The organism is Microbacterium sp. BE35, assembly GCF_031457705.1.
GTDB lineage: Bacteria > Actinomycetota > Actinomycetes > Actinomycetales > Microbacteriaceae > Microbacterium > Microbacterium trichothecenolyticum.
The window spans coordinates 100,623-124,382 of record NZ_JAVDXD010000006.1 but is presented as its reverse complement, the minus strand read 5'-3'; the positions used below and the strand labels follow the sequence as shown (position 1 = coordinate 124,382).

The following is a 23,760-nucleotide window of genomic DNA, read 5'->3' as shown; positions in this document are numbered from 1 at the left end:
TCCATCCCCATCCAACCCGAACCCACCTCACCGACGGGAGAGCACGTCATGACCATGATCGACACCGAGCCGGCAGCGGCTGCGGATGCTGCGCCCCAGGCGCTATACCGCCTCGAAGGCGTCACCCGCACCTACACGCAGAAGGGCCGCGTCGTGACGGCGCTCGCGGGCGTCGACCTCACGATCGACGCGGGCGACTTCGTCACGATCCAGGGCCCGACCGGCGGCGGCAAGTCGACCCTGCTGCAGCTGCTCGGCGCGCTCGATCGCCCGACCGCCGGCTCGGTGCACCTGGGCGAGATCGACATCGCGACCGCGAACAACCGCGAGCTCGGCCGCATCCGCGCGCACGAGATCGGCTTCGTGTTCCAGGGGTTCAACCTCATCCCCACACTCACTGCTCACGAGAACGTCGACATGGCGCTGGAGCCGCTGGGGCTGTCGAAGGACGAGCGCAGCGCCCGGGTCACCGAGGCGCTCGCGCACGTCGGCCTCGCCGAGCGCGCCGACCACCGCCCCGGCGAGCTGTCCGGCGGTCAGCAGCAGCGCGTCGCGATCGCACGGGCGATCGTCAAGCGGCCGCGCGTGCTCCTCGCTGACGAGCCGACGGGCAACCTCGACGAGAGCATGCGCGACGAGATCCTCACGGTGCTCCAGGCGCTGGGCGACGAGGGGCTCACCCTCATCGTCGTGACCCACGACTCGGCCGTCGCGCGTCGAGCCCGGCGACGCCTGCGCCTGGACAAGGGCACGGTGCGCGACATCACACGCTGATCAGGACCCGATCGGCGCTCAGCCGGCCGAGCGGACGAAGGCCGCGATGCGATCGAAGAGCGCATCGCGGCCTTCGTCGATCTGCTGCGCGTCGGGGGTCGCGTCGTAGTAGGCGAGGATGCGCCGCGCACCCTCGTCGAAGGTGATCGTGGTGCGGAACTCGGGGACGAGCTGCTGCACCTTCGACACGTCGAAGACCATCGAATGCGCCTTGTCGCCGATGAGCGTGGGCCCGAGTTCGGGCTCGAACGCGGCGATCGTGTCGGAGGCGACATGCACGAGGTCGGGGGACGCCACGCCCGCCGCATCGGCCAGCCACCCGTAGATCTGGTTCCAGCTCGGCGCGTGCGTGCCGGTGATCGTGAACGCCTCGCCGATCGCGGCGGGGTTGCCGAGCAGGCCCGTGAACGCGACCGCGAAGTCGTCGCTGTGCGTGATGGTCCACAGACTCGTGCCGTCGCCGTGCACGATGACCGGGCGCCCCTCGCGCATACGGGCGATGTCGGTCCAATGGCCGAGGGTCGGCAGCAGCCGCTCGTCGTAGGTGTGGGACGGACGGATGATCGTGACGGGCAGGCCGCGCTCGCGGTGGGCGGCGACCAGCACGTCCTCGCACGCGATCTTGTCGCGCGAGTACTGCCAGTACGGGTTGCGCAGGGGCGTCGACTCGGTCACCGGAAGCCGGCGCGGCGGCTTCACGTACGCGGAGGCCGAGCTGATGAACACGTACTGCCCGGTGCGCCCCTCGAACAGGTCGAGGTCGGTCGCGATGTGCTCGGGCGAGAACGCCAGGAACTCGGCGACCACGTCGAATCGCCGATCGCCGATCGCGGCGCGGACGGCCACGGCGTCGCGGATGTCGGCCCCGATGAGTTCGACCTCCGGCGGGAGGGGCCGCCGGGCTCCGCCGCGGTTCAGGACCGCGACGTCGTGCCCGAGGGCGACGGAGCGGCGGACGCACGCCGCGCTGATGGTTCCGGTGCCGCCGATGTAGAGGATGCTCGTCACCCTCGCGAGCCTACGCCGGTCCGACCACGCGCCACGGCCCCGGGGACTCAGCCTGCTGAACACTGGTCGATGTCGGCGCCGACCCCTAGCCTGGCCGTCATGAGCAACGACGACCTCAGCGCCGGCTCCGTCGGCACCGTCATCCGTCCGGGCGATTCCGAATGGGAATCCGCCCGCCGCTTCCACTCCGGCATCGGCTCACCCGCCGCCGTCATCCGCGCCGCCACCGTCGACGACGTGCGCGGCGCGCTCCGCTACGCCACAGCAGAGCGGCTCGACATCATGATCCGCGGCGGCGGTCACAGCGCCTGGGGCGGGGTGCCGGGTGGCCTCACCCTCGACATCTCCGCGCTCGACGACATCGAGGTCGAGGGCACCCGCGTCCGCGTCGGCGGGGGAGCGCAGTGGGGCTCCGTCGCACACGCGCTCGCCGAGCGCGGGCTGGGCATCAGTTCGGGCGACACCGCATCGGTCGGGGTCGGCGGCCTCACCCTCGGAGGCGGCATCGGCTGGATGGTGCGCGCCTGGGGCCTGGCGTCCGACCAGCTCGTGGGCGCGCAGCTGGTCACCGCGCGCGGCGACGTGGTCGAGGCGACGGACTCCTCCCACCCCGAGCTGCTGTGGGCACTCCGCGGCGGTGGGGGCAACTTCGGTGTCGTCACCCGGTTCGACTTCGAGGCGCACCCTCTCGACGGGGTGGTGCACGCGGTCTACGGCATCGAGGGCGATGCCCGCCCGATCATCCGCGTGCTGCGCGACCTGATGGCCGATGCCCCGCGCGGCCTCACCGTCACCTACATGGATGTGCCCGCGATGGACCCGAGCGCACCCGCGGGCGCCTCGATCACCGCGGTGTGGATCGGTACCGACGAAGAGGCGGCGCGTCGCGCGCTCGCGCCCTTGGCGGGGGCGCCCGGAGTGACCGAGCGCGAGTTCGGGGTGCAGGAGTATCCCGACGTGCTGCTCGAGGCCCCCGAGTTCGACCCCGAGCAGCCGATGCCCGGCTTCGTCGGCGGCAACACCCTGTTGCCGGTGCTCGACGACGAGGCGATCGAGAGGCTCGTGTCCTTCCGCGAGCAGCACCCGGCGTCCGTCGCGTTCCTCCGCTCGCTGGGCGGTGCGTACGGCGACGTGGCGCAGGACGACTCGGCGTTCCCCGCCCGCGACGGGACGTGGTTCGCGATGGCCGGCGCCTTCGACGTGCCGGGCATGCTCGACGACGCGACCCGCGCGCAGGTCATCGCGGAGTGGGATGCGATCGAGGCGAAAGGCTCGGGCGTGTACGGCAACTTCACCGTCTCGACCGACGCCGCGTTCGCCGAACGGATGTACCCGCCGGCGACCATGGCCCGACTCGCCGCGGTCAAGCGCGAATGGGACCCGGGCAACGTGTTCTGCCGCAACCACAACGTCAAGCCCGGCCCGAACGGTCACGCCGGCTGACCGGTTAGTGCGCCCAGCGAACCGTCGCGGGCTGAGACGCCGAGGGCGGATCCCCTGCAGGGGATCCGCCCTCGGACGCGCGCTCGAGGCGTCAGTCAGTGGGTGTCTTCGGCTTCGATCTCGGTGCGGTCGCCCGACCACAGGGTGTGGAAGGTGCCGTCCTTGTCGATGCGCTTGTAGGTGTGGGCGCCGAAGAAGTCGCGCTGACCCTGGATGAGAGCGGCGGGCAGGCGCTCGGCGCGCAGGCCGTCGTAGTACGACAGCGACGACGAGAACGCGGGGGCCGGGATGCCGGCGCCTGCGGCGGCCGATACGATCCGCCGCCACGCGCCCTGCGCGCGGCCGAGGGCCTCGACGAAGTACGGCGCGGTGAGCAGCACGGGCAGCTCGGGCTCGGCGGCGTAGGCGTCGGCGATGCGGTTGAGGAACTGGGCGCGGATGATGCAGCCGGCGCGCCAGATCTTCGACACGGCGCCCAGGTCGATGGTCCAGTCGTATTCGGCGGCGCCGGCGCGGATCTCGTCGAAGCCCTGCGAGTAGGCCACGATCTTCGACGCGTACAGGGCGAGGCGCACGTCCTCGATGAACGAGTCGGCGTCGTCGACCTTCAGGCCCTCCTCGGGGCCGGGCAGGTCGCGGGAGACCTCGCGCTGCTCCGGGTGGGAGGAGAGCGAGCGGGCGAAGGTGGCCTCGGCGATGCCCGAGACGGGGACGCCCAGCGACAGCGCGGTCTGCACGGTCCAGGCGCCGGTGCCCTTCGCGCCGGCCTGGTCGAGGATGACGTCCACCAGCGGCTGGCCGGTGGCGGCGTCTGTCTGGCGGAGCACCTCGGCGGTGATCTCGATGAGGTAGGACTCGAGCTCGCCCTGGTTCCACTCGGCGAAGACGTCCGCGATCTCGGCGGGGCTCTTGCCGGTGCCGCGGCGGATCAGGTCGTACGCCTCGGCGATGAGCTGCATGTCGGCGTACTCGATGCCGTTGTGGACCATCTTCACGAAATGGCCGGCGCCGTCGTGGCCGACGTGCGTGACGCACGGCTCGCCCTCGGCGACCGCGGCGATGGACTTCAGGATCGGGCCGAGGGTGACCCACGACTCGTCCGAGCCGCCGGGCATGATCGACGGACCGTTGAGCGCGCCCTCCTCGCCGCCGGAGATGCCGGCGCCGACGAAGTTGATGCCGGTCTCGCGGACCGCCTTCTCGCGGCGGATGGTGTCGGTGAACAGGGCGTTGCCGCCGTCGACGATGATGTCGCCGGGCTCGAACACCTCGACCAGAGAGTCGATGACCGCGTCGGTGGGGCGGCCGGCCTTGACCATGATGATCGCGGCGCGCGGCTTCTGCAGCGACGCGGCGAACTCCTCGTACGAGAAGGCGGGGACGAACTCGGCCTCGGGGTGCGCCGCGGTCAGCTCGTCGGTCTTCGACCGGCTGCGGTTGTAGACCGCGACCGTGTTGCCCTCGCGGCTGGCGAGGTTGCGGGCGAGGTTCGACCCCATCACCGCAAGACCCACCACACCGATGTTCGCTGCATTCTCGGACACTCTCGAGCTCCTGTCTTCGTTGCTATTCAGCCTAAAGTCTGACCTGTTCGTGTTACACGACATGGCCGGCTGCTCACGCCGCGAGGCGGCCGGTTGTGAGCGTGGGGGTTCGGGCGGGGCGGCTCGCGGCTGACGTGACGAGCCTAGCCCGGGAGCGTCGTCGGTCTCCGCCGGAGCGTCATGAACCTTCGAGCCGCAGCGCCGACGCGACGAGCGCTGCCTGGTCCTCGGGCGGCAACGCGATGTCGACGTCCATCGCCTGCTCGTCGGGCCCAGGCGCCTCGAGCGTCGCGAACTGGGAGTCCAGCAGCGCCGGCGGCATGAAGTGCCCCTGTCGCCGCATCATGCGGTCGCGCACGACCGCCACGTCTCCGGTGAAGTTCACGAACGTGACGTTGTCACGGCGCAGGATGTCGCGATAGCTGCGCTTGAGCGCCGAGCAGGTGACGATCCCGGGCTCGCCCGCCGCGCGGCGCTCGTCGATCCACGCTGCGACGAGCTCGAGCCACGGGATCCGGTCCGCGTCCGTCAGCGCGTGACCGCGCCGCATCTTCTCGACGTTCGCGGCCGGATGCAGGTCGTCGCCCTCCTGGAACGCCCACCCCAGCCTGCCGGACAGCATGGCGCCCACGGTCGACTTGCCGGTGCCCGACGGGCCCATCAGGACGAGGATCGGCGGGGTCGACAGCATCCGGGTTCTCCCTTCGGCGCTCATACGAACACGCTGACGGCGAGGACGCCGACAAGTCCGACGACCGAGATGAGGCACTCGAGAACCGTCCAGCTCTTGAGCGTCTGCGTGATGCTGAGACCGAAGTACTCCTTGATGAGCCAGAAGCCTGCGTCGTTGACGTGCGAGAGGAAGACCGATCCCGAGCCGATCGCGAGCACCAGCAGTGCCGACATCGCCGGGTCGAGGCCCACGGTGAGCGGCTGGAGGATGCCGGCCGCGGTGATCGTGGCGACTGTGGCGGATCCGGTGGCGACGCGGATGACGGCGGCCACGAGCCACGCGAGGAAGAGGATCGAGAGACCCGACTCGGCGATGAGGTTCGCGATGACGTCGCCGATGCCGGTGTCGACGAGCACCTGCTTGAAACCGCCGCCGGCGCCGACGATGAGCAGGATGCCGGCGATCGGGCCGAGCGACGAGCCCACCGACTTCGCGATCTCGGCGCGGCCGAATCCGGCTCCGCCGCCGAGCACGAAGAAGCCGACGATGACGGCGATGAGGAGCGCGACGGCGGGCGTGCCGAGGAAGTCGACGACGGCCTTGGCGGGGGCGGTCGAGCCCGGCGCGACGATGTCCGCGATCGCGCGGGCGAGCATGAGCACGACGGGAAGGAGGATGCTGGCGAGCGTGGCGGCGAACGAGGGGCGCCGCGTCTGCTGCTCGCCCTCGTCCTCCGCGGTGACGAACAGATCGGGCACGGGGACGCGTACCCACCGCGCGGCGAGGCCCGAGAACAAGGGGCCTGCCACGATCACCGCGGGGATGGCGATCAGCACGCCGAGGGCGAGGGTGAGGCCGAGGTTGGCGCCGAGGATGTCGATGGCGGCGAGCGGGCCGGGATGCGGCGGCACGAGGCCGTGCATCGCGGACAGGCCCGCGAGCGCCGGGATCGCGATCTTCATCAGCGGCAGGCCCGAACGACGCGCGACCAGGATGATGACCGGCACGAGAAGGACGAGGCCGACCTCGAAGAACATCGGCAGGCCGATGATGGCACCGATGAAGCCCATGATCCAGGGGAGGCTGCGGGGCGTGGCGCGGGCGACGAGGGTGTCGACGATGCGGTCGGCGCCGCCGGAGTCGGCCAGGAGCTTGCCGTAGATGGCGCCCAGGGCGATCAGGATGCCGACGCCGCCCATCGTCGCGCCGAAGCCCGTCGTGAAGCTGGCGATCGTCTTGCCTGGTTCGAATCCGGCGATGATCCCCGTGGCGATGGCGCCCATCATCAGGGCGAGGAAGGGGTGCACCTTCAGCCACGTGATCAGCACAACGATGATCGCGATGCCGATCACGGCGGCGGTGAGCAGCTGCCACGGCGGGCCGACGGGCGTCACTTCGGCCGCGGCGGCGGTGAGGGAGAGAAGTCCGGAGAGATCCATGAGCGTCCTTGATCGAAACGGGGTCGGTCTTTGACCCGGGCTGCTGTTTAGTCTGACGTGATCGTCCGTGGCTGTCAATATGTACGACATAAAAAGTGCACGACGCTCGAATGTCGGACGAAACGAGCGTGGTGCGGCACAATCGGACCATGGCCGACACACCTCACGGCAGTCCCGTTCACGACGCCCTCGTCGAGCGGCTCGGCGCCGCGATCGTGCACGGCGAGCATCCCGCCGGATCGCGCCTGCTGACCACTGAGCTGGCGGAGTCCTCGGGCGCCTCCCGATCGGCGGCGCGCGAGGCGGTCAGGGTCCTCGAATCCCTCGGTCTCGTCCAGGTGCGTCGCAAGGCGGGCATCGAGGTGCTGCCGGTGGAGCAGTGGAACGTCTACGCCCCCGAGATCATCTCGTGGCGTCTCGACGGGCCCGGGCGCGCGCGTCAGCTGCGCGAACTGGGCGAACTCCGCGGCGCGGTCGAACCGGTCGCGGCGCGGCTTGCGGCCGCCAACGCGACCGATGCGCAGCGCCAGGAACTCGTGGCGGCGGCGCTGGCCATGGCGCGTCATGACCAGCAGGCCGCGGAGGCCGAGTACCTCGACGCCGACGTGCAGTTCCACCGCACGCTGCTCAGCGCATCCGGAAACCCGATGCTCGGGGTGCTCGGGGGAGTGGTGCAGGCGGTTCTCGAAGGCCGAACGCGTCACGCGCTGATGCCGCACGAGGCGAACCCCGATGCGGTGCGCTGGCATCGCGACGTCGCGTTCGCGGTCGCGAGCGGCGAGGCGGATGCGGCATTCGAGGCGATGTCGCGGATCGTCAGCGAATCCGATGCCGCGATGGACGAAGCCGTCGCGGGCGAGCTCGCAGGAGTGCCCGAGGAGCGCGAGCGCTCAGGACCCGGGCGGCGAGGTCAGTCCTTGCGGTAGCCCTGGCGGCCGAGGCTCCAGAACGCGAGCACCGTGCCGAGAGCGCCCACGGCGGCCATGGCGCCGATGAGCCAGAGAAGAGCGTGGCTTGCGAAGCCGTAGTCCATAGGGTCCTCCGTGTGAGCGGGAAGCAGGTGCGTTCCTCATCGTAGCGGGGGCGCTGGTAGACTCATGTCCGAACTTCGGCGAGGGATGCCTCGCGCCTGTCGATCGCGGCGGGCTGCGGCATCCGTGATCGACGCGGTGATGCCGGCCCCCGGGCTTTCCTCACGCGCGTGCGTTCGAGTCGAAGACATCCCCAATACCCGGGCCCGCCACCGCGCAGGCCGATTCGGAACGGCCACGTGCCGACTCAGAACAGGGCACCGCGCCCGCCAAGGAGAATCCCATGTCGAACGAGCCCGACACCAAGGTCCACGCCGAGTTCCGCGAGAGCTTCGGCAAGGGCTTCGCCCGCCGCCTCCGCGCCGCCGGCAAGATCCCTGCCGTCATCTACGGTCACGGCAGCGACCCCGTTCACGTCGCTCTTCCGGGCCACCAGGTCTCGCTGCTCATCCGCCGCGCGAACGCGGTGCTCGAGCTCGACCTCGACGGCAAGTCGCAGCTCACGCTGGTCAAGGACGTCCAGAAGGACCCCGTGCACCAGATCATCGAGCACATCGACCTCCTCGTCGTGAAGAAGGGCGAGAAGGTCGAGATCGAGGTGCCGATCGTGGTCGTGGGCGAGTCCGCCCCCGGCACCATCGCGAACCTCGACAACACGACCGTCACCGTGCAGGCCGAGGCGACGCACATCCCCGAGCACATCGAGGTCGACGTCGAAGGCCTCGAGGACGGCACGCACATCACCGCGGCCGACCTGAAGCTGCCGAAGGGCTCGGTCCTCATCGCCGACGCCGAGCTGCTCATCGTCGCCATCTCGGTCCCCGCGGCTGCGCTCGCGGCCGAGGAGGAGATCGCCGAGGCCGACGCCGAGCTCGCCGCCGAGCAGTCGGAGGCGTCGGAGGGGGCCGCGGAGGCCGCCGCCGAGTAATCGGACGCCGAGCGATCGGATCGTTTCCGGCGAGGGGGTGCGGCGGGTGCCGCACCCCCTCGCTGCTTTTGCCGAGGGGTCCGCGCCGACGACGCGGCGCGGGCTCGGGCAGGATGGATGACATGGCAGACACGTGGCTGATCGTGGGGCTCGGCAACCCCGGCCCCCGCTACGAGCTCACGCGGCACAACGTGGGGCAGCTGGTCGTCGACGAGCTCGCCGGCCGGCGCAGCGAATCGTTCAAAGCTCACAAGGCGAACGCCCGCGTCGTCGAGACGTGGCTGCGCCCCGGCGGACCCAAGCTCATCCTCGCCAAGCCCAACACCTTCATGAACGTCTCGGGTGGACCCGTGGCGGGGCTCGCGAAGTTCTACGGCATCGACGCCGACCACGTCGTGGTCGTGCACGACGAGCTCGACATCCCGTTCGACACGATCAAGCTGAAGGTCGGCGGCGGCCACGGCGGTCACAACGGCGTGCGCGACGTGGCGAAGGCCCTCGACACACCGGAGTTCCCGCGCGTGCGCGTCGGCATCGGCCGGCCTCCCGGACGCCAGGACGCCGCCGACTGGGTACTGGACCCGTTCGGCGCCACCGAGCGGAAGAACCTTCCGATCCTGGTCGGCGACGCCGCCGACGCGGTCGAGCAGCTGGTGGCCGAGGGCCTGCTCGCCACCCAGCAGAAGCACCACGCGCCCCGCCTCTAGACGGGGGCGTCCTTCAAGGTCAGCCGCCGATGCCGGTTCCGGCGGCGAGGCCTGCGGTGAGGAAGCCCTGCACCACGGCGGCGAAGGCGACGGGACCGAGTGCGGCGACCACGACGGCAGCGATGCCGACACCGCGGCCGCGTCCCTTCACGACCGCGATGATCCCCTGTACGAGAGCCCACACACCGATCGCGGTGCCGACCCAGAACGAGACCTCGCCCATCAGCACCCAGTCGCGCACGGGCGTCAGGACCGACCAGTCGAAGTCGCCGGTGAACGGCCGTGACGAGATCTCGCGGCCGGCGCCGAGCCCGATGTTGAAGCTTGCGATCGCGGCCAGCAGGCTCGCGCCGATCGTGGCGACGAGTGCGAGCGCGAGCGCGACGATCCCGAGTGCGCCGCTGCGCTTGACGGGAGCGGGAGCACCGTACGCGATGACGGATGCTGCGGCCGGCGGCACCGGATAGCCCGCGGGGGGCGCGTATCCGGGAGGCGGTGCGTACGCGCCCGCCGGGGGAGTCGCCCATCCCTGCGGGGTCGCCGCCGCGGCACCCGGATACCCCGGGGCGGGGGCTTCGCCGGTCGGCGTCCCGAACGGCGCGGCCGACGGCGGCGCCCACTCCGCGGGCTGAGCAGGCGGGTTCTGGGGTGTGTCGGGCTGGCTCACAGCCTCATCCTAGGAGCGGGCCCGGTCCACGGCGGATCCCCGTGTCCGTGGCGGGTCGTAGACTCGTCCGGTGACAGTTCCCGGGATCGTGCGCGCCCTCGAACAGGCTGAGCCTTTCCGGGACGCGCTGGCCGCGGCATCCGTCGATGCCGACTTCTCGCTCGTCGAAGGACTCGACGCTCCCCTCCTCGCGGCTCTGCTCGAGCGTCGCCGTGCCGCGGGCAAGCCGCCGATCGTGCTGCTCGTCGCACCGACGGGGCGACGAGCCGAGTCGCTCGGTCCCGCGCTGGGCGCGCTGCTGCCCGGTGCCGAGGTGGTGCATTTCCCCGCGTGGGAGACACTGCCGCATGAGCGCCTCAGCCCGAGTGCCGAGACGGTCGGTGCGCGCCTCGACATCCTCACGCGCATCGCGCGCTGGGATGCCGCGACGCCGCTGGTCATCACGGCGTCGGTGCGCGGCGCGATCCAGCCCCTTGCCGCGGGCCTGACCTCGGTGGATCCGATCGAACTCGTCGTGGGGGGCCGTGGCCACGACCTCGGCGACGTGTCGACGCGCCTCGTCGAGCTCGCCTATCACCGCGTCGATATGGTGTCGCGGCGTGGCGAGTTCGCCGTGCGCGGCGGCATCCTCGACGTCTTCCCGCCGACCGCGCCGCATCCGTACCGCGTCGAGTTCTTCGGCGACGAGGTCGACGAGATGAGGGCGTTCTCGGTTGCGGACCAGCGGTCGCTCCCCGGCGAGGTGCGCGAGGTCACCCTCCTGCCCAGTCGCGAGCTGCTGCTGACAGAGGCCGTCCGCGGCCGCGCCCGTCAGCTCAAGGACGAGTTCCCCGGCCTCAAGGGCATGCTCGAGAAGATGTCGGAGGGCATCCCCGTCGAGGGCATGGAGTCGCTGCTGCCTGCCGTCGTCGACCGCCTCGTGACCCTCGTCGACTATCTGCCCGAGGGCTCCGCGGTCGCCCTGGTCGACCCCGAGCGCGCGGTGACGCGTGCGATCACCCTCGGCGAGACCAACCGCGAGTTCCTCGATGCGGCGTGGAGCGCCGCGACCGCCGGTGCGAGCACCCCGATCGACCTGGGTGCCGGGGACTTCCTGACCCTGCCCGAGCTCCGCGAGGCGGCCCGCGATCGCAGCGGCGTCTGGTGGACGCTCAGCGCGTTCGACTCCGGACACGCGGATGCCGCCGCGGAAGGTCTCATCGACGACGACATCGACGTCGCGCTCGAGGCCGCCGCCGCCATTCGGGTTGCCGGTGCGGCCGTGCCCTCGTTCCAGGGCAACGTCGAAGGCGCCACCGACCACGTGGGCGCACTGCTCGCGGACGGCTGGCGGGTCGTCGTGGCAGCATCCGGAGCCGGACTCGTGGAGCGCGCCCGCGATGTGCTCGCCGAGCGCGGCATTGCGGCGCGCAAGGTCGACGAGGTGATGCACGCGCCCGAGCCCGGCGTCGCGCATGTGGTGCTCAGCGCACTGGAGCGCGGGTTCGAGTCCGCCGACGCGAAGCTCGCCGTGCTCACCGAGTCCGAGTTCTACGGGCGCACGATCGGCGGCGACTCGCGCGTCGTGAAGAAGCTCGCATCGCGGCGCAAGGCCGTCGTCGATCCGCTGCAGCTGAAGGCCGGCGACTACGTCGTGCACGCGACGCACGGCATCGGCAAGTTCGTCGAGCTCACCCAGCGCGAGGTGTCCAGCGGCGGCCGCAACGCGGTGAAGAGCGTGCGCGAGTACCTCGTGCTCGAGTACGCGCCCTCCAAACGCGGATACCCCGGCGACAAGCTCTTCGTGCCGACCGACCAGCTCGATCTGCTGTCGCGCTACGTCGGCGGCGAAGCGCCGAGCCTCTCCAAGATGGGCGGCAGCGACTGGGCCCAGGCCAAGAGCAAGGCGCGCCGCGCAGTACGCGACATCGCGGTCGAGCTCGTCAAGCTCTACTCGGCGCGCATGGCCTCGAAGGGGCACGCCTTCGGACCTGACACGCCCTGGCAGCGCGAGCTCGAAGAGGCGTTCCCGTTCGCGGAGACGCCCGACCAGCTGCAGACGATCGACGAGATCAAGGCCGACATGGAGAAGCCGATCCCGATGGACCGGCTCCTGTCTGGCGACGTCGGCTTCGGCAAGACCGAGGTCGCCGTGCGCGCCGCGTTCAAGGCGATCCAGGACGGCAAGCAGGTCGCGATGCTCGTGCCGACGACACTGCTCGTCAAGCAGCACCTCGAGACTTTCACCGAGCGCTTCGCCGGCTTCCCCGTCAAGGTCAAGGCGCTCTCGCGGTTCCAGACCGACAAGCAGGCGCGCGAAGTGCTCGCCGGGCTCACCGACGGCACCGTCGACATGGTCATCGGCACGCACCGCATCCTCACGGAGAAGGTGATCTTCAAGGACCTCGGCCTCATGATCATCGACGAGGAGCAGCGGTTCGGCGTCGAGCACAAAGACCAGCTGAAGAAGCTCAAGACCAACGTCGACATCCTCGCCATGAGCGCGACGCCGATCCCGCGCACCCTCGAGATGGCGGTCACCGGCATCCGCGAGATGTCGACCCTGCAGACGCCACCGGAGGATCGGCATCCGATCCTGTCGTACGTCGGCCCCCGCAACGACAAGCAGATCGCCGCCGCCATCCGCCGCGAGCTGCTGCGCGAAGGCCAGGTGTTCTACGTGCACAATCGCGTGCAGTCGATCCAGCGGGTCGCCGCCGAGCTCGCCGAGCTCGTGCCCGAGGCGCGCATCGCGGTGGCTCACGGCCAGATGGGGGAGCACGCGCTCGAGGAGGTCGTCGACGCGTTCTGGGAGCGTCGCTCCGACGTCCTGGTCTGCACGACGATCGTCGAGACCGGTCTCGACATCTCGAACGCGAACACGATCATCATCGATCGCGCCGACAAGTACGGCCTCAGCCAGCTGCACCAGCTGCGCGGCCGGGTGGGCCGCGCGCGCGAGCGCGCGTACGCGTACTTCCTGTACGACGACATGAAGCCGCTGTCGGAGACGGCGGCCGACCGCCTCGAGACGATCGCCGTCAACAACGACCTCGGGTCCGGCATGCAGGTGGCGCTGAAGGACCTCGAGATCCGGGGCGCCGGAAACCTTCTCGGTGCCGAGCAGGCCGGCCACATCGCCGGGGTCGGCTTCGACCTGTACTTGCGCATGATCGGCGAGGCCGTTGCGACGTTCCGCGGCGAGGAGACCGAGGGCCCGACCGAGCTCCGGCTCGAGCTGCCGGTGCAGGCGCGCATCCCCGAGTCGTACATCGACAGCGAGCGGCTGCGTCTCGAGGCCTATCAGAAGCTCTCGGCCGCGGCATCCGTCACCGCGGCGCCCGAGGCGATCGGCCTCGTCATCGAGGAGCTCACCGACCGTTACGGCGAGCCGCCGTCGGAGGTCGAGGGGCTGCTCGCGGTCGCGCGCCTGCGGCGCAGGGCGGGGCAGGCCGGGCTGGCGGATGTCGTCGCGATGGGCCCGAACCTGCGCATCGCACCCGCGAACCTTCCCGACTCGATGCGCGTGCGCCTGCAGCGCCTGCACCCCAAGGCGAAGGTCGTCGCCGGGGGAGAGGCGATGGTCGTGCCGCTGCCGTCGGCGGGCGGCGAACCGCTGGGCGACGACGAGATCATCGCGTGGGTGGCGCAGCTGATCGAGCAGCTGTGGCCCGAGAAGAAGACCGAGGCGGATGCCGCTGCCGCCGCCGCAGGCTGAGCCGGGCTCTCCTCGAGATCAGGAGATCCGGCGGGGGCAGGACGATTCGTGTGCGATCGTCCCGCCGTGCGCAGATCTCCTGATCTCGGAGCGCATGCGGAGGGTCAGATGACGCCCTGTGCGAGCATCGCGTGCGCGACGCGCTCGAACCCCGCGGAGTTCGCGCCGACGACGTAGTCGCCGGGGCGGCCGTAGCGCTCGGCGGCCTGGAAGGCTGCGGCGTGCACGTCGGCCATGATCGCGCGGAGCTTGGCCTCGCTGTCGTCGAAGCTCCAGCGCTGACGCGCGGCGTTCTGGCTCATCTCGAGCGCCGAGGTGGCGACGCCGCCGGCATTCGCCGCCTTGCCCGGACCGAACAGCACGCCGGCAGACTGGAACAGCTCGATCGCCTCGGGGGTCGTCGGCATGTTCGCGCCCTCGGCGACCGCGCGCAGGCCGTTCGCGATGAGGGCACGGGCGTCGTCGGCGTCGAGCTCGTTCTGGGTCGCGGAGGGGATCGCGACGTCGACGGGCACCTCCCACGGGCGCGCGCCCTCGACGTAGCGGGCGCCGGGTCGACGGGCGGCGTACTCGGAGATGCGGGCGCGCTCGACCTCCTTGATCTGGCGGAGGAGGTCGACGTCGATGCCGGCGTCGTCGACGACGTAGCCGGACGAGTCGGATGCCGTGACCGCCGTCGCGCCGAGCTGGCGCGCCTTGTCGATGGCGTAGATCGCGACGTTGCCCGATCCCGAGACGCCCACGCGCTTGCCGCGCAGCGTCTCGCCGTGGACGCCGAGCATCTCCTCGACGAAGAACACGGCGCCGTAGCCGGTCGCCTCGGTGCGCACCTCGGCGCCGCCCCACTGCACGCCCTTGCCGGTGAACATGCCGGACTCGTGGCGGTTGGTGACCTTGCGGTACTGGCCGAACAGGTACCCGATCTCGCGGGCTCCCACGCCGATGTCGCCGGCGGGCACGTCGGTGTGCTCGCCGAGGTGGCGGTAGAGCTCGTTCATGAACGACTGGCAGAACCGCATGATCTCGGCGTTCGAGCGGCCGTGCGGGTCGAAGTCGCTGCCGCCCTTGGCGCCGCCGATGCCCTGGCCGGTGAGCGCGTTCTTGAAGATCTGCTCGAAGCCGAGGAACTTGATGATCGAGAGGTTCACCGACGGGTGGAAGCGGAGGCCGCCCTTGTACGGGCCGAGCACCGACGAGAACTGCACGCGGAAGCCGCGGTTGACCTGCAGGCCTCCGGCGTCGTCGACCCACGGCACGCGGAACAGGATCTGGCGCTCGGGCTCGACGAGCCGTTCCAGGATGCCGCCGTCGACGAACTGCGGGTGCGCCTCGAGCACCGGCGAGATCGACTCCAGCACCTCGTGCACGGCCTGCAGGAACTCGGGTTCGTTCGGATTGCGGGCCTCGACGGTGTCGAGGACGAGCCGGATGGATTCCGCCGAGGTGAGGGATCCGGTGGCGGACGCGGTCGAGGGCGCAGAGGGCATGGTGGAGCTTTCGGGGTGGAGCGGTGCGCGGGGGTGGCGCTCCTTCACCCTATCCACGGTCGGGGCGTCGATCGGACGTGTGACGGCGGGCTACGCTGGGCCCCATCCACGAAGGCGGGAGACAGGAACGATGCGGTTCGAGCACCTCGGGGCACAGCCCCGCATCCATCCCGACGCGGTCGTGGCGGCGACCGCGGTGATCAGCGGCGATGTCGAGATCGGCGCCGACTGCCAGATCCTGCACGGCGCGGTGATCACGGCCGAGGGCGGCGCCATCACCCTCGGCGCGAACGTCATCGTGATGGAGAACGCGCTCGTGCGTGCCACCGCGACCAACCCGGTGCACATCGCCGACCATGTGCTGGTCGGCCCGATGGCGAGCATCTCGGGCGCCGTCGTCGAGGAGGAGGTCTTCCTGGCGACCGGCACGCGCGTGTTCAACGGCGCGCACATCGGTGCCCGCAGCGAAGTGCGCATCAACGCCGTCGTGCACCTGCGCACGACGCTCCCCGCCGAGTCGACGGTGCCGATCGGCTGGGTGGCCGTCGGCGACCCGGTGCAGATCCTGCCGCCCGACCGCCACGAGGAGATCTGGGCCGCACAGCGCGAGCTCGACTTCCCCGGCTACGTGTTCGGCCTCGACCGCGAGACCCCCGACCTCATGGTGCAGCTCACCGAACGCTACGGCCGCAGCCTCGCGCGCCACGCCGACGACCGCCGGCTCGACTGACCCGCCCGCCCGGACGACGAGGATCACGGATGCCGCGGGCCGCAGCATCCGTGGATCTTCGACGTCAGTCCCAGGCGAGGCCGCAGTCGCGGCAGCGGAACTCGAGGTGGTCGACCGAGCCGTCGTCGAGGTGGCCTCGACGCTCCCACTCGATCCGGAACCACCGTGGTTCGCTCGCCCGCACATCGAGCGACCCGCACCAGGGGCAGACTTCGGCGACGACGATCCGTGCCATGCGCGCCACGGTACGCCGGGGTCTCGGCGATCCCGGTTGCGACGCGCGGCGGCGTCCGGGTCAGCCGGTGTTCTGCAGTCCGGCCGCGACACCCGAGACCGAGAGCAGCAGCAGGCGCTGCAGTTCGGGATCGACCGGAGCGCCCTCCGGAGCCTCCCGCAGCGCCCGCAGCGCCCGCAGCTGCAGCAGCGAGAGCGCGTCGACGTACGGGCTGCGCATCTTGACGGCGCGCTGGAGCACCGGCTTGTTGCCCAGCAGCTCGGTGCCGCCGGTGATGCGGATCACCCAGTCGCGCGTGAGGTGCATCTCGTCGCGCACGAGCGCCGCGAGGTCGTCGCGGTCGCCGAGCTCGAGGTAGTGCAGCGCGATGCGGTCGTCGGTCTTGGCGAGGCTCATGGCGACGTTGTCGATGAGCGTGCGAAACAGCGGCCATTCCTGGTACGCCCGCTGCAGCAGCGGCTCGTCACCGACGGCCTGCAGCGCCGTTCCCAGGCCGAACCAGCCGGCCAGGTTGATGCGCGCCTGCGTCCACGCGAACACCCACGGGATGGCGCGGAGGTCCTCGAGGGACTCGACCGACAGACCGCGGCGGGCCGGTCGCGAGCCGAGGGCGAGCAGGCCGATCTCCTCCATCGGCGTCACCCGGGCGAACCACGGCGCGAAGCCGGGCGCCTTCACGAGCGAGAAGAAACGCTCGCGGGAGGCTGCATCCATCGTCGCGGCCACGTCGGCGTACCTCGCCGCCGCGGCGCGATTGCGCTCTTCGTTGGACGGCGACGATGCGAGCAGGATCGCCGCGGCGACCTGGTCGATGTGGCGCATGGCGATGGCGGGGTCGCCGTAGCGGGCGAAGATGACCTCGCCCTGCTCGGTGAGCTTGAACCGGCCGTCGACGGAGTGCGGCGGCTGCGCCATGATCGCGGAGTTCGCGGGGCCGCCGCCGCGCCCGAGGGCGCCGCCGCGGCCGTGGAAGAGGGTGAGCTCGATGCCGTTCTCGTCAGCCCACGCGGCGATCTTCGCCTGCGCCTCGTACAGCGCGAGGTTGGCGGCGACGGGGCCGACGTCCTTCGAGGAGTCCGAGTAGCCGAGCATGACCTCCAGGCGACGGCCGGTGGCCTCCAGGCGCGCGGCGAACTCGGGGTGCTCGACGATCTCGGCGAGGATGCGGGGCGCGGCCTGCAGGTCGGCGAACGTCTCGAACAGCGGGATGACGTCGAGCACGGGCGGCGTGCCGTCGGGGCCGACCGCGTAGGCGGCGAGCTTGTGCACGTTGGCGAGGTCTTCAGCGGACTGCGTGAACGACACGATGTAGCGACCGGCGGCGCGCGGGCCGTAGCGCTCCTGCAGGAACCCGACGGTGCGGATGACGTCGAGCACCTCTTCGGCGAGCTCGCTGCGCGGCGCGCCCGATTCGAGTTCGGCGAGCACCTTGGCGTGCACGGCCGAGTGCTGGCGCACCTCCAGCTCGGTGAGGTGGAAGCCGTAGGTCTCGACCTGCCACAGCAGCTGCTGCAGGTGGCCGTATGCCTGACGCGGGGCCCCGGCCTGCACGAGCGATTCCTGCACCACGCGCAGGTCGGCCAGAAGGTGCTCGGGGTCGCGGTACGCGAGGTCGGCGTTGCGCGCGCGGGTCGCCTCGATCTTGCGGGCGATCAGCAGCAGGATGCGCCGGTGCGGCTCGTCGGGGGAGCGCTTGGCGATGTCCTTCGCGGCGTCCTCGTCGGCCGCCTTGAGGCGCCGCCACAGCGCGAGGAGGGCATCGCTCGGCGGCGTGGTCGAGGCGTCGAGCGTCATCGTGCGCCCGATACGGCTGGTGGTGCGCGCCAGGCCGATGAGCACGTGCTCGCTCGCGATCGCGGAGGCCTTGCGGGTGACGGACGCCGTGACGAACGGGTTTCCGTCACGGTCGCCGCCGACCCACGAGCCGACGCGCACGAACGGGCGCACGACCGGCGCACGGCCGCCGGCGGCGGGGCCCTGCAGGGCGTCGTCGACGCGGCGGTACACGTGGGGGACCGCCGTGTAGAGCGTGTCGTCGAACACGGCCATGACCGCGCGCACCTCGTCGGTGGGGGCCGGCTTCTCGGGCCGCAGCGGCGCGGTGCGCCACAGCGTGTCGATCTCCTCGAGCATGCGGCGCTCGGCACGGCGCTCGTCCGCGCCGCCGCGCAGCGACGCGTCGTGCTCCTCGAGGAGGGTCGCGAGGCGGCGGATGCTGGTCGACACCGCGCGGCGACGAGCCTCGGTCGGGTGGGCGGTGAACACCGGGTGGAACCGCATGCCCTGGAGGCGTTTCAGGGCCGTGTCGTCGCCGACCTCGGCAGCCAGGCGCACGAACGCCGCGGCGACCGAGTCGGTCGCCTGCTCGCGGTCGGGGCGCCCGTCGCGCTCGCGCAGCACGCGAACGCGCTGGTGCTCCTCGGCGAGGTTCACGAGGTGGAAGTACGCGGTGAACGCCCGGGCGACCTCGTCGGCGCGGGCGATCGTGAACGAGTCGGCGATGGCGGCTGCGCGGGCGAAGGCCTCCGGCGTCTCGTCGGTGTACGCCTGGATCGTCGCCGTGCGCAGACGCTCCACGTCCTCGTACAGTCCCGGCGAACCGCTCTCGCGCAGCACCTGACCGAGAAGTGTCCCGAGCATGCGGACGTCGCCGCGCATCTGCTCGGGGATCGCCTGCTCCGCCTCGTACCGCCCGACGAGGTCGATCGCTTCGGTGTGGGTGAGTTCACGCATCTCTCCAGGCTAACGGCGCGGTGTTTCCCCGAAGTGACGGTCGACGCTGTGTGACGATCGGTCGGGGCGCCCCGCTCGGCGATGCCGCAAGTCGGCTCGCTACACTGACCGTGGAGCGCCGGGAAGTCTGGTCGGCACGTCCTCGTCGACCCGCGATCCCCTCCCGGAGGCCAGATGTCGCTTCTCCGCTCCGCTCGTTTTCCCGCGATCATCCTGCTCGTCGCGGCAGGTCTCGGCCTGTTCGTCGCCAACTCGGCGTGGGGCCCTGCCGTCGATGACGCGATGCACGCCCACCTCGGCATCCCGGGCGTGTTCGAGCTCAGCCTCTCCCACTGGATCAAGGACGGACTGCTCGCGGTCTTCTTCTTCGTCGTCGCGGTCGAGCTGCAGTACGAGCTCACCGCCGGGCAGCTCAACTCGGCGCGAAAGGCTCTGCAGCCCGCGATCGCGGCCGCCGGGGGCGTGCTGATCCCGATCGCGATCTATGCCGCGATGGCGTGGGGATCGGGCGCCACGGCGGGCTGGCCGATCCCGACCGCGACCGATATCGCGTTCGCGCTCGGAGTGCTTGCGGTGTTCGGCCGGGGGCTGCCGTCGGCGCTGCGGGTGTTCCTCCTCGCGCTCGCGATCCTCGACGACATCGTCGGGATCGTGTTCATCGCGGTGCTCTTCACGACCGGGGTGAACGTCGCCGCGCTCGTAGGAGCCGCGGTCGCGGTCGTCGCGTTCGGCATCCTGAGCAGACAGCTCGACACGCGCGCCCGCATGCCGCTCGCCGTCCTGCTCACCCTGCTCGCGATCGCCACCTGGGTGCTGGTGTACCTCTCGGGCGTGCACGCCACGATCGCGGGCGTGGCGCTCGGACTCGCGATGGCGCAGCGTCCGGCGCTGCGCGTGCGGCACGAGCTCGAGCCGTGGGTCAACGTCATCGTGCTCCCGGTGTTCGCGTTCTCGGCGGCGCTCGTGCCGATCCCGTCGGTGCCGCTGTCCGAGCTGTCGCCGGCGTTCTGGGGCGTGCTCGTCGCGCTGCCGGTCGGCAAGGTCGTCGGCATCTCGCTGTTCGGGTGGATCTCGCTGCGCATCGGGGGCCGGGGGAGCGCGCCGCCGCTCGCCTTCTCGGACCTGTTGGCTGCCGGCGCCCTCGGCGGCATCGGGTTCACGGTGTCGCTCCTGCTCTCCGAGCTCGCGTTCTCCGACGATGAGGCGTACCGCGACCAGGCGACGCTGGGTGTGCTCGCAGGTTCCGTGATTTCGCTCCTCCTGGCCGCAGGGCTCGTATCGTGGCGGGCATGGCACCATCGACGCCGGACGGCGGCAGCATCCGTGACGACGTGACCGAACCCCGCTCGCCGGGTGCGCCCGATCCGCTCCGCGAGGCGGCCGACGTCATGCGCGCGGTGCGCGACCGCTGCGTCTGGACGCAGCAGATCGACCACCGCGCCCTGGTGCCGTACCTCGTCGAGGAGAGCGCCGAGCTGATCGACGCGGTCGAGGACGGCTCACGTGAGGAGCTGCGCGAAGAGCTCGGCGACCTCCTGTGGCAGGTGCTGTTCCACTCCGAGATCGCCTCACGCGACGACGACGACCCCTTCGACATCGACGACGTCGCGCGGGGACTCACCGACAAGATGGTGCGGCGGCATCCGCATGTCTTCGGCGACGCCGTCGCGACGACGCCGGAGGAGGTGCTCATCCACTGGAACGCCGCGAAGGCCGCAGAGAAGCACCAGCGCCGCTCGGTCCTCGACGGCGTGAGCGAACGGATGCCGAGCCTCGCGCTCGCCCAGAAGCTCCTGTCGAAGGCGTCCCTCGCGTCCCCCGCGTCCCCCGCGTCCCCCGCGTCCCCCGCGTCCCCCGCGTCCCCCGCGAGAATCCAACGGGGCGACGAGACCACGGGTGACGCCCAAGGTCTCGTCGCTCAGATGGATTCTCGCGGTGGTCGGCGCCGGGAACCCGCGACGGAGACGGAGCTCGGGGACGCGCTCCTCGCGCTCGTCGAGATCGCCCGAGCCAACGGGTGGGATGCGGAGCGCGCGCTGCGCGAGCGCCTGCGCGGGCTCGCTCGTGACATCCGTGCCGCCGAAGACACCCCGGAGGACCTGGAAAGATAGGTGCGTGGCATCCGTCAATCCGCCGCGCGGCATGCGCGACTTCCTCCCCGCTGAAAAGGCCCGTCGCGAGAGCGTGCTCGCCGTCATCCGCGAGCGCTACCGCGCGCACGGGTTCGACGAGATCGAGACGCCCGTCATGGAGGAGTACTCGCGGCTGCACGCGGGCATCGGCGGCGACAACGAGAAGCTCGCCTACAACGTGCTCAAGCGCGGTCTCGACGCCGACGCGATCCGCGGCGCGGCCGGCGACCCGGCGGCCCTCACCGACCTCGGCCTGCGGTACGACCTCACGGTGCCGCTCGCCCGGTTCTACGCGACCAACCGCGGCCAGCTGCCGTCGGTGTTCCGCTCCATCCAGATCGCGCCCGTCTGGCGCGCCGAGCGCCCGCAGAAGGGCCGCTACCGCCAGTTCGTGCAGTGCGACATCGACATCATCGGCGACGCGTCCGCGCGCGCGGAGGCCGAGCTCGCGGTGGCCACGCTCGACACCCTCGACGCGCTCGGGCTCGAGGGCGGCAGCATCCGCATCAACGACCGGCGCGTCCTCGACTGGATGCTCGACAGCTTCGGCTTCACGTCCGACGAGCGCCCCGGCGTGCTCATCACGATCGACAAGCTCGACAAGCTCGGTCCCGACGGCATCGTCGCCGAGCTGCGCGAGCGCGGCGCGACCGCCGGCGCGGTCGACGCGTTCGCGGCGTTCCTGCGCCGCCCGACGACCATCGAGTACAACCCGTACGGCGAGCGGCAGATCCGCAAGGCACTGCCCGACGGCGCGCCTGACGACATCGTCGCGCACCTGGTCGGCATCGGTGCGGCGGTGGCCGCGGCGCGCGGCTCGGCGACCGAGCTCGAGGGCGACATCCCGCTCGTCTTCGATCCGTTCCTGGTGCGTGGAATGGGCTACTACACCGGCACGATCTTCGAGCTTGCGCACCCCTCGGTCGACTACTCCCTCGGCGGCGGGGGCCGCTACGACGGCATGATCGGCCGCTTCCTCGGGCAGGACGTCCCCGCCGTCGGATTCTCGATCGGCTTCGAGCGCATCGTCGACCTGGTGTCGGAGCGGACGGATGCTGCGGCCCCGGCCGTCGTCCTCGTCCACGACCGCGACGTGCCCGAGGGGGAGCTCCTCGCGCTCAAGGCCGCGCTCGTGCGCGAGGGCTCGCGCGTGCGACTGGAGCAGCGGACCAAGAACCTGAAGGCGCTTCTCGAGCGCGCGGCATCCGACGGCTACACCGCGTTCGCCACGGTGGCGCAGGGAACCACGCCGGCGTCGCTCGAGGTCAAGCCGCTCGCCTGAGCCCGCGGAGGCGGAGCGCCCGATACAGGACGCCGATCGCGACGACGACGACGCCCGCAACGACGGACTGCCACGGCAGCGTGACCGCGAGGACGAGGCAGCCGATCCCGCCGATGATCTGCAGCGCGACCGGGTAGCGCCGCGCGTCGCCGCGCTGGCGGAAGGCGGCGACGTTGGCGACGAAGTAGTACAGCAGCACTCCGAACGAGGAGAAGCCGATCGCACCGCGGAGGTCGACGAGCGCCACGAGCAGCACGACGGCCGCCGCCGCGGCGAGTTCGGCGCGATGCGGCACATGCCATCGCGGGTGCACCGCGTCGAGGAAGCCCGGGAGATCCCGCTCGCGCGCCATCGCGAACGCGGTGCGGCTGACTCCCGCGATGAGGGCGAGCAGCGCGCCGAGCGAGGCAGCCGCGGCGCCGATGCGCACCACGACGTCGATCCACGCCCAGCCCGACTGCGCAGCGGCGTCGGCGATCGGTGCGGTGGACGAGGCGACGGCGTCCGGCCCGAGCGTGCTCAGCACCGCGACGGCGACGACGGCGTACACGGCGAGCGCGATGAGGAACGCGATCACGATCGCCCGCGGGATCACACGGCGCGGATCGCGCACCTCCTCGCCCATCGTGGCGATGCGCGCGTATCCGGCGAACGCGAAGAACAGCAGACCGGCGGACTGCAGGATGCCGTAGCCGCCGCCCGCCCATACCGTCTCGGCCGTGAACCAGTCCGGGGCGGAGCCCGCCGAGAAGCCTGCGGTGATGGCCGCGGCCAGCGCGCCGAGCGAGATCACGACGATCACGCGCGCGGCGCCGGCGGTGCGCGTGACGCCGAACCAGTTGACGGCGGTCAGCAGGCCAACGGCAGCGACGGCGACGGGCCGCTCCCACCCCGCGGGAGCGGCGTACGCGGCGAAGGTGAGCGCCATCGCCGCGCAGCTCGCGATCTTGCCGATGACGAAGCCCCAGCCCGCGACGAACCCCCACCAGGGGCCGAGCTCCGCGCGTCCGTACGCATACGTTCCCCCCGACGTCGGGTACGCGGCGGCCAGCTGCGCCGACGACGTCGCGTTGCCGAACGCGACGATGGCGGCGATTGCGAGGCCGATGAGCAGACCGGTGCCTGCGGCATCCGCTGCCGGCGCCCACACGGCGAAGACGCCTGCGCCGACCATCGAGCCGAGGCCGATGAACACGGCATCGCCGAGCCCGAGGCGGCGCTGGAGCGCGGGGGAGGTCACGGGCGAACTC

20 protein-coding genes are annotated in these 23,760 nt (G+C 71.2%); 10 read left to right on the top strand and 10 right to left on the bottom strand.

Features of this window, described 5'->3' with window-relative positions:
• Window positions 1-48: 48 nt before the first annotated feature.
• Window positions 49-774 carry an ABC transporter ATP-binding protein gene (locus J2Y46_RS18410; RefSeq protein ID WP_045299813.1) on the top strand — a complete coding sequence of 242 codons (726 nt, stop codon included), beginning with the start codon at window positions 49-51 and terminating at the stop codon, window positions 772-774.
• Between the two features lie 18 nt (window positions 775-792).
• On the opposite strand, the gene J2Y46_RS18405 is transcribed toward J2Y46_RS18410, so the two are convergent.
• Window positions 793-1,782, bottom strand: a complete 990-nt coding sequence (locus tag J2Y46_RS18405) for an SDR family oxidoreductase (protein ID WP_310244323.1) — start codon at window positions 1,780-1,782, stop codon at window positions 793-795.
• 99 nt (window positions 1,783-1,881) lie between these two features.
• On the opposite strand from J2Y46_RS18405, the gene J2Y46_RS18400 reads away from it, so the two are divergent.
• Window positions 1,882-3,225 carry an FAD-binding oxidoreductase gene (locus J2Y46_RS18400; RefSeq protein WP_310244320.1) on the top strand — a complete coding sequence of 448 codons (1,344 nt, stop codon included), beginning with the start codon at window positions 1,882-1,884 and terminating at the stop codon, window positions 3,223-3,225.
• A gap of 95 nt (window positions 3,226-3,320) precedes the next feature.
• Here J2Y46_RS18400 and gndA read toward each other — a convergent pair whose 3' ends face one another.
• The 3 genes from gndA to J2Y46_RS18385 all read right to left on the bottom strand — a co-directional run bounded on the left by gndA (window position 3,321) and on the right by J2Y46_RS18385 (window position 6,881).
• On the bottom strand, window positions 3,321-4,769 hold the full coding sequence (gene gndA, locus J2Y46_RS18395; RefSeq protein ID WP_310244318.1) for an NADP-dependent phosphogluconate dehydrogenase: 1,449 nt from the start codon (window positions 4,767-4,769) through the stop codon (window positions 3,321-3,323).
• Between the two features lie 178 nt (window positions 4,770-4,947).
• Window positions 4,948-5,484, bottom strand: a complete 537-nt coding sequence (locus J2Y46_RS18390) for a gluconokinase (protein WP_245619599.1) — start codon at window positions 5,482-5,484, stop codon at window positions 4,948-4,950.
• Window positions 5,481-6,881, bottom strand: a complete 1,401-nt coding sequence (locus tag J2Y46_RS18385) for a gluconate:H+ symporter (RefSeq protein ID WP_310244313.1) — start codon at window positions 6,879-6,881, stop codon at window positions 5,481-5,483. Before J2Y46_RS18385 ends, J2Y46_RS18390 begins: the two co-directional genes overlap by 4 nt.
• Before the next feature lie 149 nt (window positions 6,882-7,030).
• Here J2Y46_RS18385 and J2Y46_RS18380 point away from each other — a divergent pair, with 149 nt between their 5' ends.
• Complete coding sequence (locus J2Y46_RS18380) at window positions 7,031-7,807, top strand: FadR/GntR family transcriptional regulator (protein WP_045299805.1); 777 nt, start codon at window positions 7,031-7,033, stop codon at window positions 7,805-7,807.
• Here J2Y46_RS18380 and J2Y46_RS18375 read toward each other — a convergent pair.
• Window positions 7,792-7,914 carry a hypothetical protein gene (locus J2Y46_RS18375; protein ID WP_262927523.1) on the bottom strand — a complete coding sequence of 41 codons (123 nt, stop codon included), beginning with the start codon at window positions 7,912-7,914 and terminating at the stop codon, window positions 7,792-7,794. The two genes, J2Y46_RS18380 and J2Y46_RS18375, sit on opposite strands and share 16 nt — an antisense overlap.
• A 281-nt stretch (window positions 7,915-8,195) precedes the next feature.
• Here J2Y46_RS18375 and J2Y46_RS18370 point away from each other — a divergent pair, with 281 nt between their 5' ends.
• Together J2Y46_RS18370 and pth are read left to right on the top strand one after the other, a co-directional pair.
• On the top strand, window positions 8,196-8,840 hold the full coding sequence (locus J2Y46_RS18370) for a 50S ribosomal protein L25/general stress protein Ctc (protein ID WP_045299803.1): 645 nt from the start codon (window positions 8,196-8,198) through the stop codon (window positions 8,838-8,840).
• Window positions 8,841-8,962: 122 nt separating this feature from the next.
• Complete coding sequence (gene pth, locus J2Y46_RS18365) at window positions 8,963-9,547, top strand: aminoacyl-tRNA hydrolase (protein WP_310244305.1); 585 nt, start codon at window positions 8,963-8,965, stop codon at window positions 9,545-9,547.
• Between the two features lie 19 nt (window positions 9,548-9,566).
• Here pth and J2Y46_RS18360 read toward each other — a convergent pair whose 3' ends face one another.
• Window positions 9,567-10,214 carry a hypothetical protein gene (locus tag J2Y46_RS18360; RefSeq protein WP_310244302.1) on the bottom strand — a complete coding sequence of 216 codons (648 nt, stop codon included), beginning with the start codon at window positions 10,212-10,214 and terminating at the stop codon, window positions 9,567-9,569.
• Between the two features lie 70 nt (window positions 10,215-10,284).
• On the opposite strand from J2Y46_RS18360, the gene mfd reads away from it, so the two are divergent.
• Entirely contained in the window at window positions 10,285-13,911 is a 3,627-nt protein-coding gene (gene mfd, locus J2Y46_RS18355) for a transcription-repair coupling factor (RefSeq protein WP_310244300.1), read from the top strand.
• A gap of 104 nt (window positions 13,912-14,015) precedes the next feature.
• On the opposite strand, the gene gdhA is transcribed toward mfd, so the two are convergent.
• Entirely contained in the window at window positions 14,016-15,398 is a 1,383-nt protein-coding gene (gene gdhA, locus J2Y46_RS18350; protein ID WP_310244297.1) for an NADP-specific glutamate dehydrogenase, read from the bottom strand.
• Window positions 15,399-15,528: 130 nt separating this feature from the next.
• On the opposite strand from gdhA, the gene J2Y46_RS18345 reads away from it, so the two are divergent.
• Entirely contained in the window at window positions 15,529-16,128 is a 600-nt protein-coding gene (locus J2Y46_RS18345; RefSeq protein WP_310244294.1) for a gamma carbonic anhydrase family protein, read from the top strand.
• Window positions 16,129-16,192: 64 nt separating this feature from the next.
• On the opposite strand, the gene J2Y46_RS18340 is transcribed toward J2Y46_RS18345, so the two are convergent.
• Together J2Y46_RS18340 and J2Y46_RS18335 are read right to left on the bottom strand one after the other, a co-directional pair.
• Entirely contained in the window at window positions 16,193-16,363 is a 171-nt protein-coding gene (locus J2Y46_RS18340; RefSeq protein ID WP_157005551.1) for a hypothetical protein, read from the bottom strand.
• Window positions 16,364-16,423: 60 nt separating this feature from the next.
• Window positions 16,424-19,096 (bottom strand): phosphoenolpyruvate carboxylase, encoded by a 2,673-nt coding sequence (locus tag J2Y46_RS18335; protein ID WP_045299793.1) that lies wholly within the window; start codon window positions 19,094-19,096, stop codon window positions 16,424-16,426.
• Window positions 19,097-19,270: 174 nt separating this feature from the next.
• On the opposite strand from J2Y46_RS18335, the gene nhaA reads away from it, so the two are divergent.
• Genes nhaA through hisS form a run of 3 tightly spaced genes read left to right on the top strand, consistent with a single transcriptional unit; the run spans window position 19,271 to window position 22,510 of the window.
• Window positions 19,271-20,431, top strand: a complete 1,161-nt coding sequence (nhaA, locus tag J2Y46_RS18330) for a Na+/H+ antiporter NhaA (protein ID WP_310244291.1) — start codon at window positions 19,271-19,273, stop codon at window positions 20,429-20,431.
• On the top strand, window positions 20,386-21,207 hold the full coding sequence (locus J2Y46_RS18325; RefSeq protein ID WP_310244289.1) for a MazG nucleotide pyrophosphohydrolase domain-containing protein: 822 nt from the start codon (window positions 20,386-20,388) through the stop codon (window positions 21,205-21,207). The genes nhaA and J2Y46_RS18325 overlap by 46 nt, the downstream gene beginning before the upstream one ends.
• 31 nt (window positions 21,208-21,238) lie before the next feature.
• On the top strand, window positions 21,239-22,510 hold the full coding sequence (hisS, locus tag J2Y46_RS18320) for a histidine--tRNA ligase (protein ID WP_310244706.1): 1,272 nt from the start codon (window positions 21,239-21,241) through the stop codon (window positions 22,508-22,510).
• Here hisS and J2Y46_RS18315 read toward each other — a convergent pair.
• Window positions 22,494-23,750: an APC family permease gene (locus J2Y46_RS18315; RefSeq protein ID WP_310244286.1), complete on the bottom strand. Its 1,257-nt coding sequence runs from the start codon at window positions 23,748-23,750 to the stop codon at window positions 22,494-22,496. The two genes, hisS and J2Y46_RS18315, sit on opposite strands and share 17 nt — an antisense overlap.
• Between the last annotated feature and the right edge of the window lie 10 nt (window positions 23,751-23,760).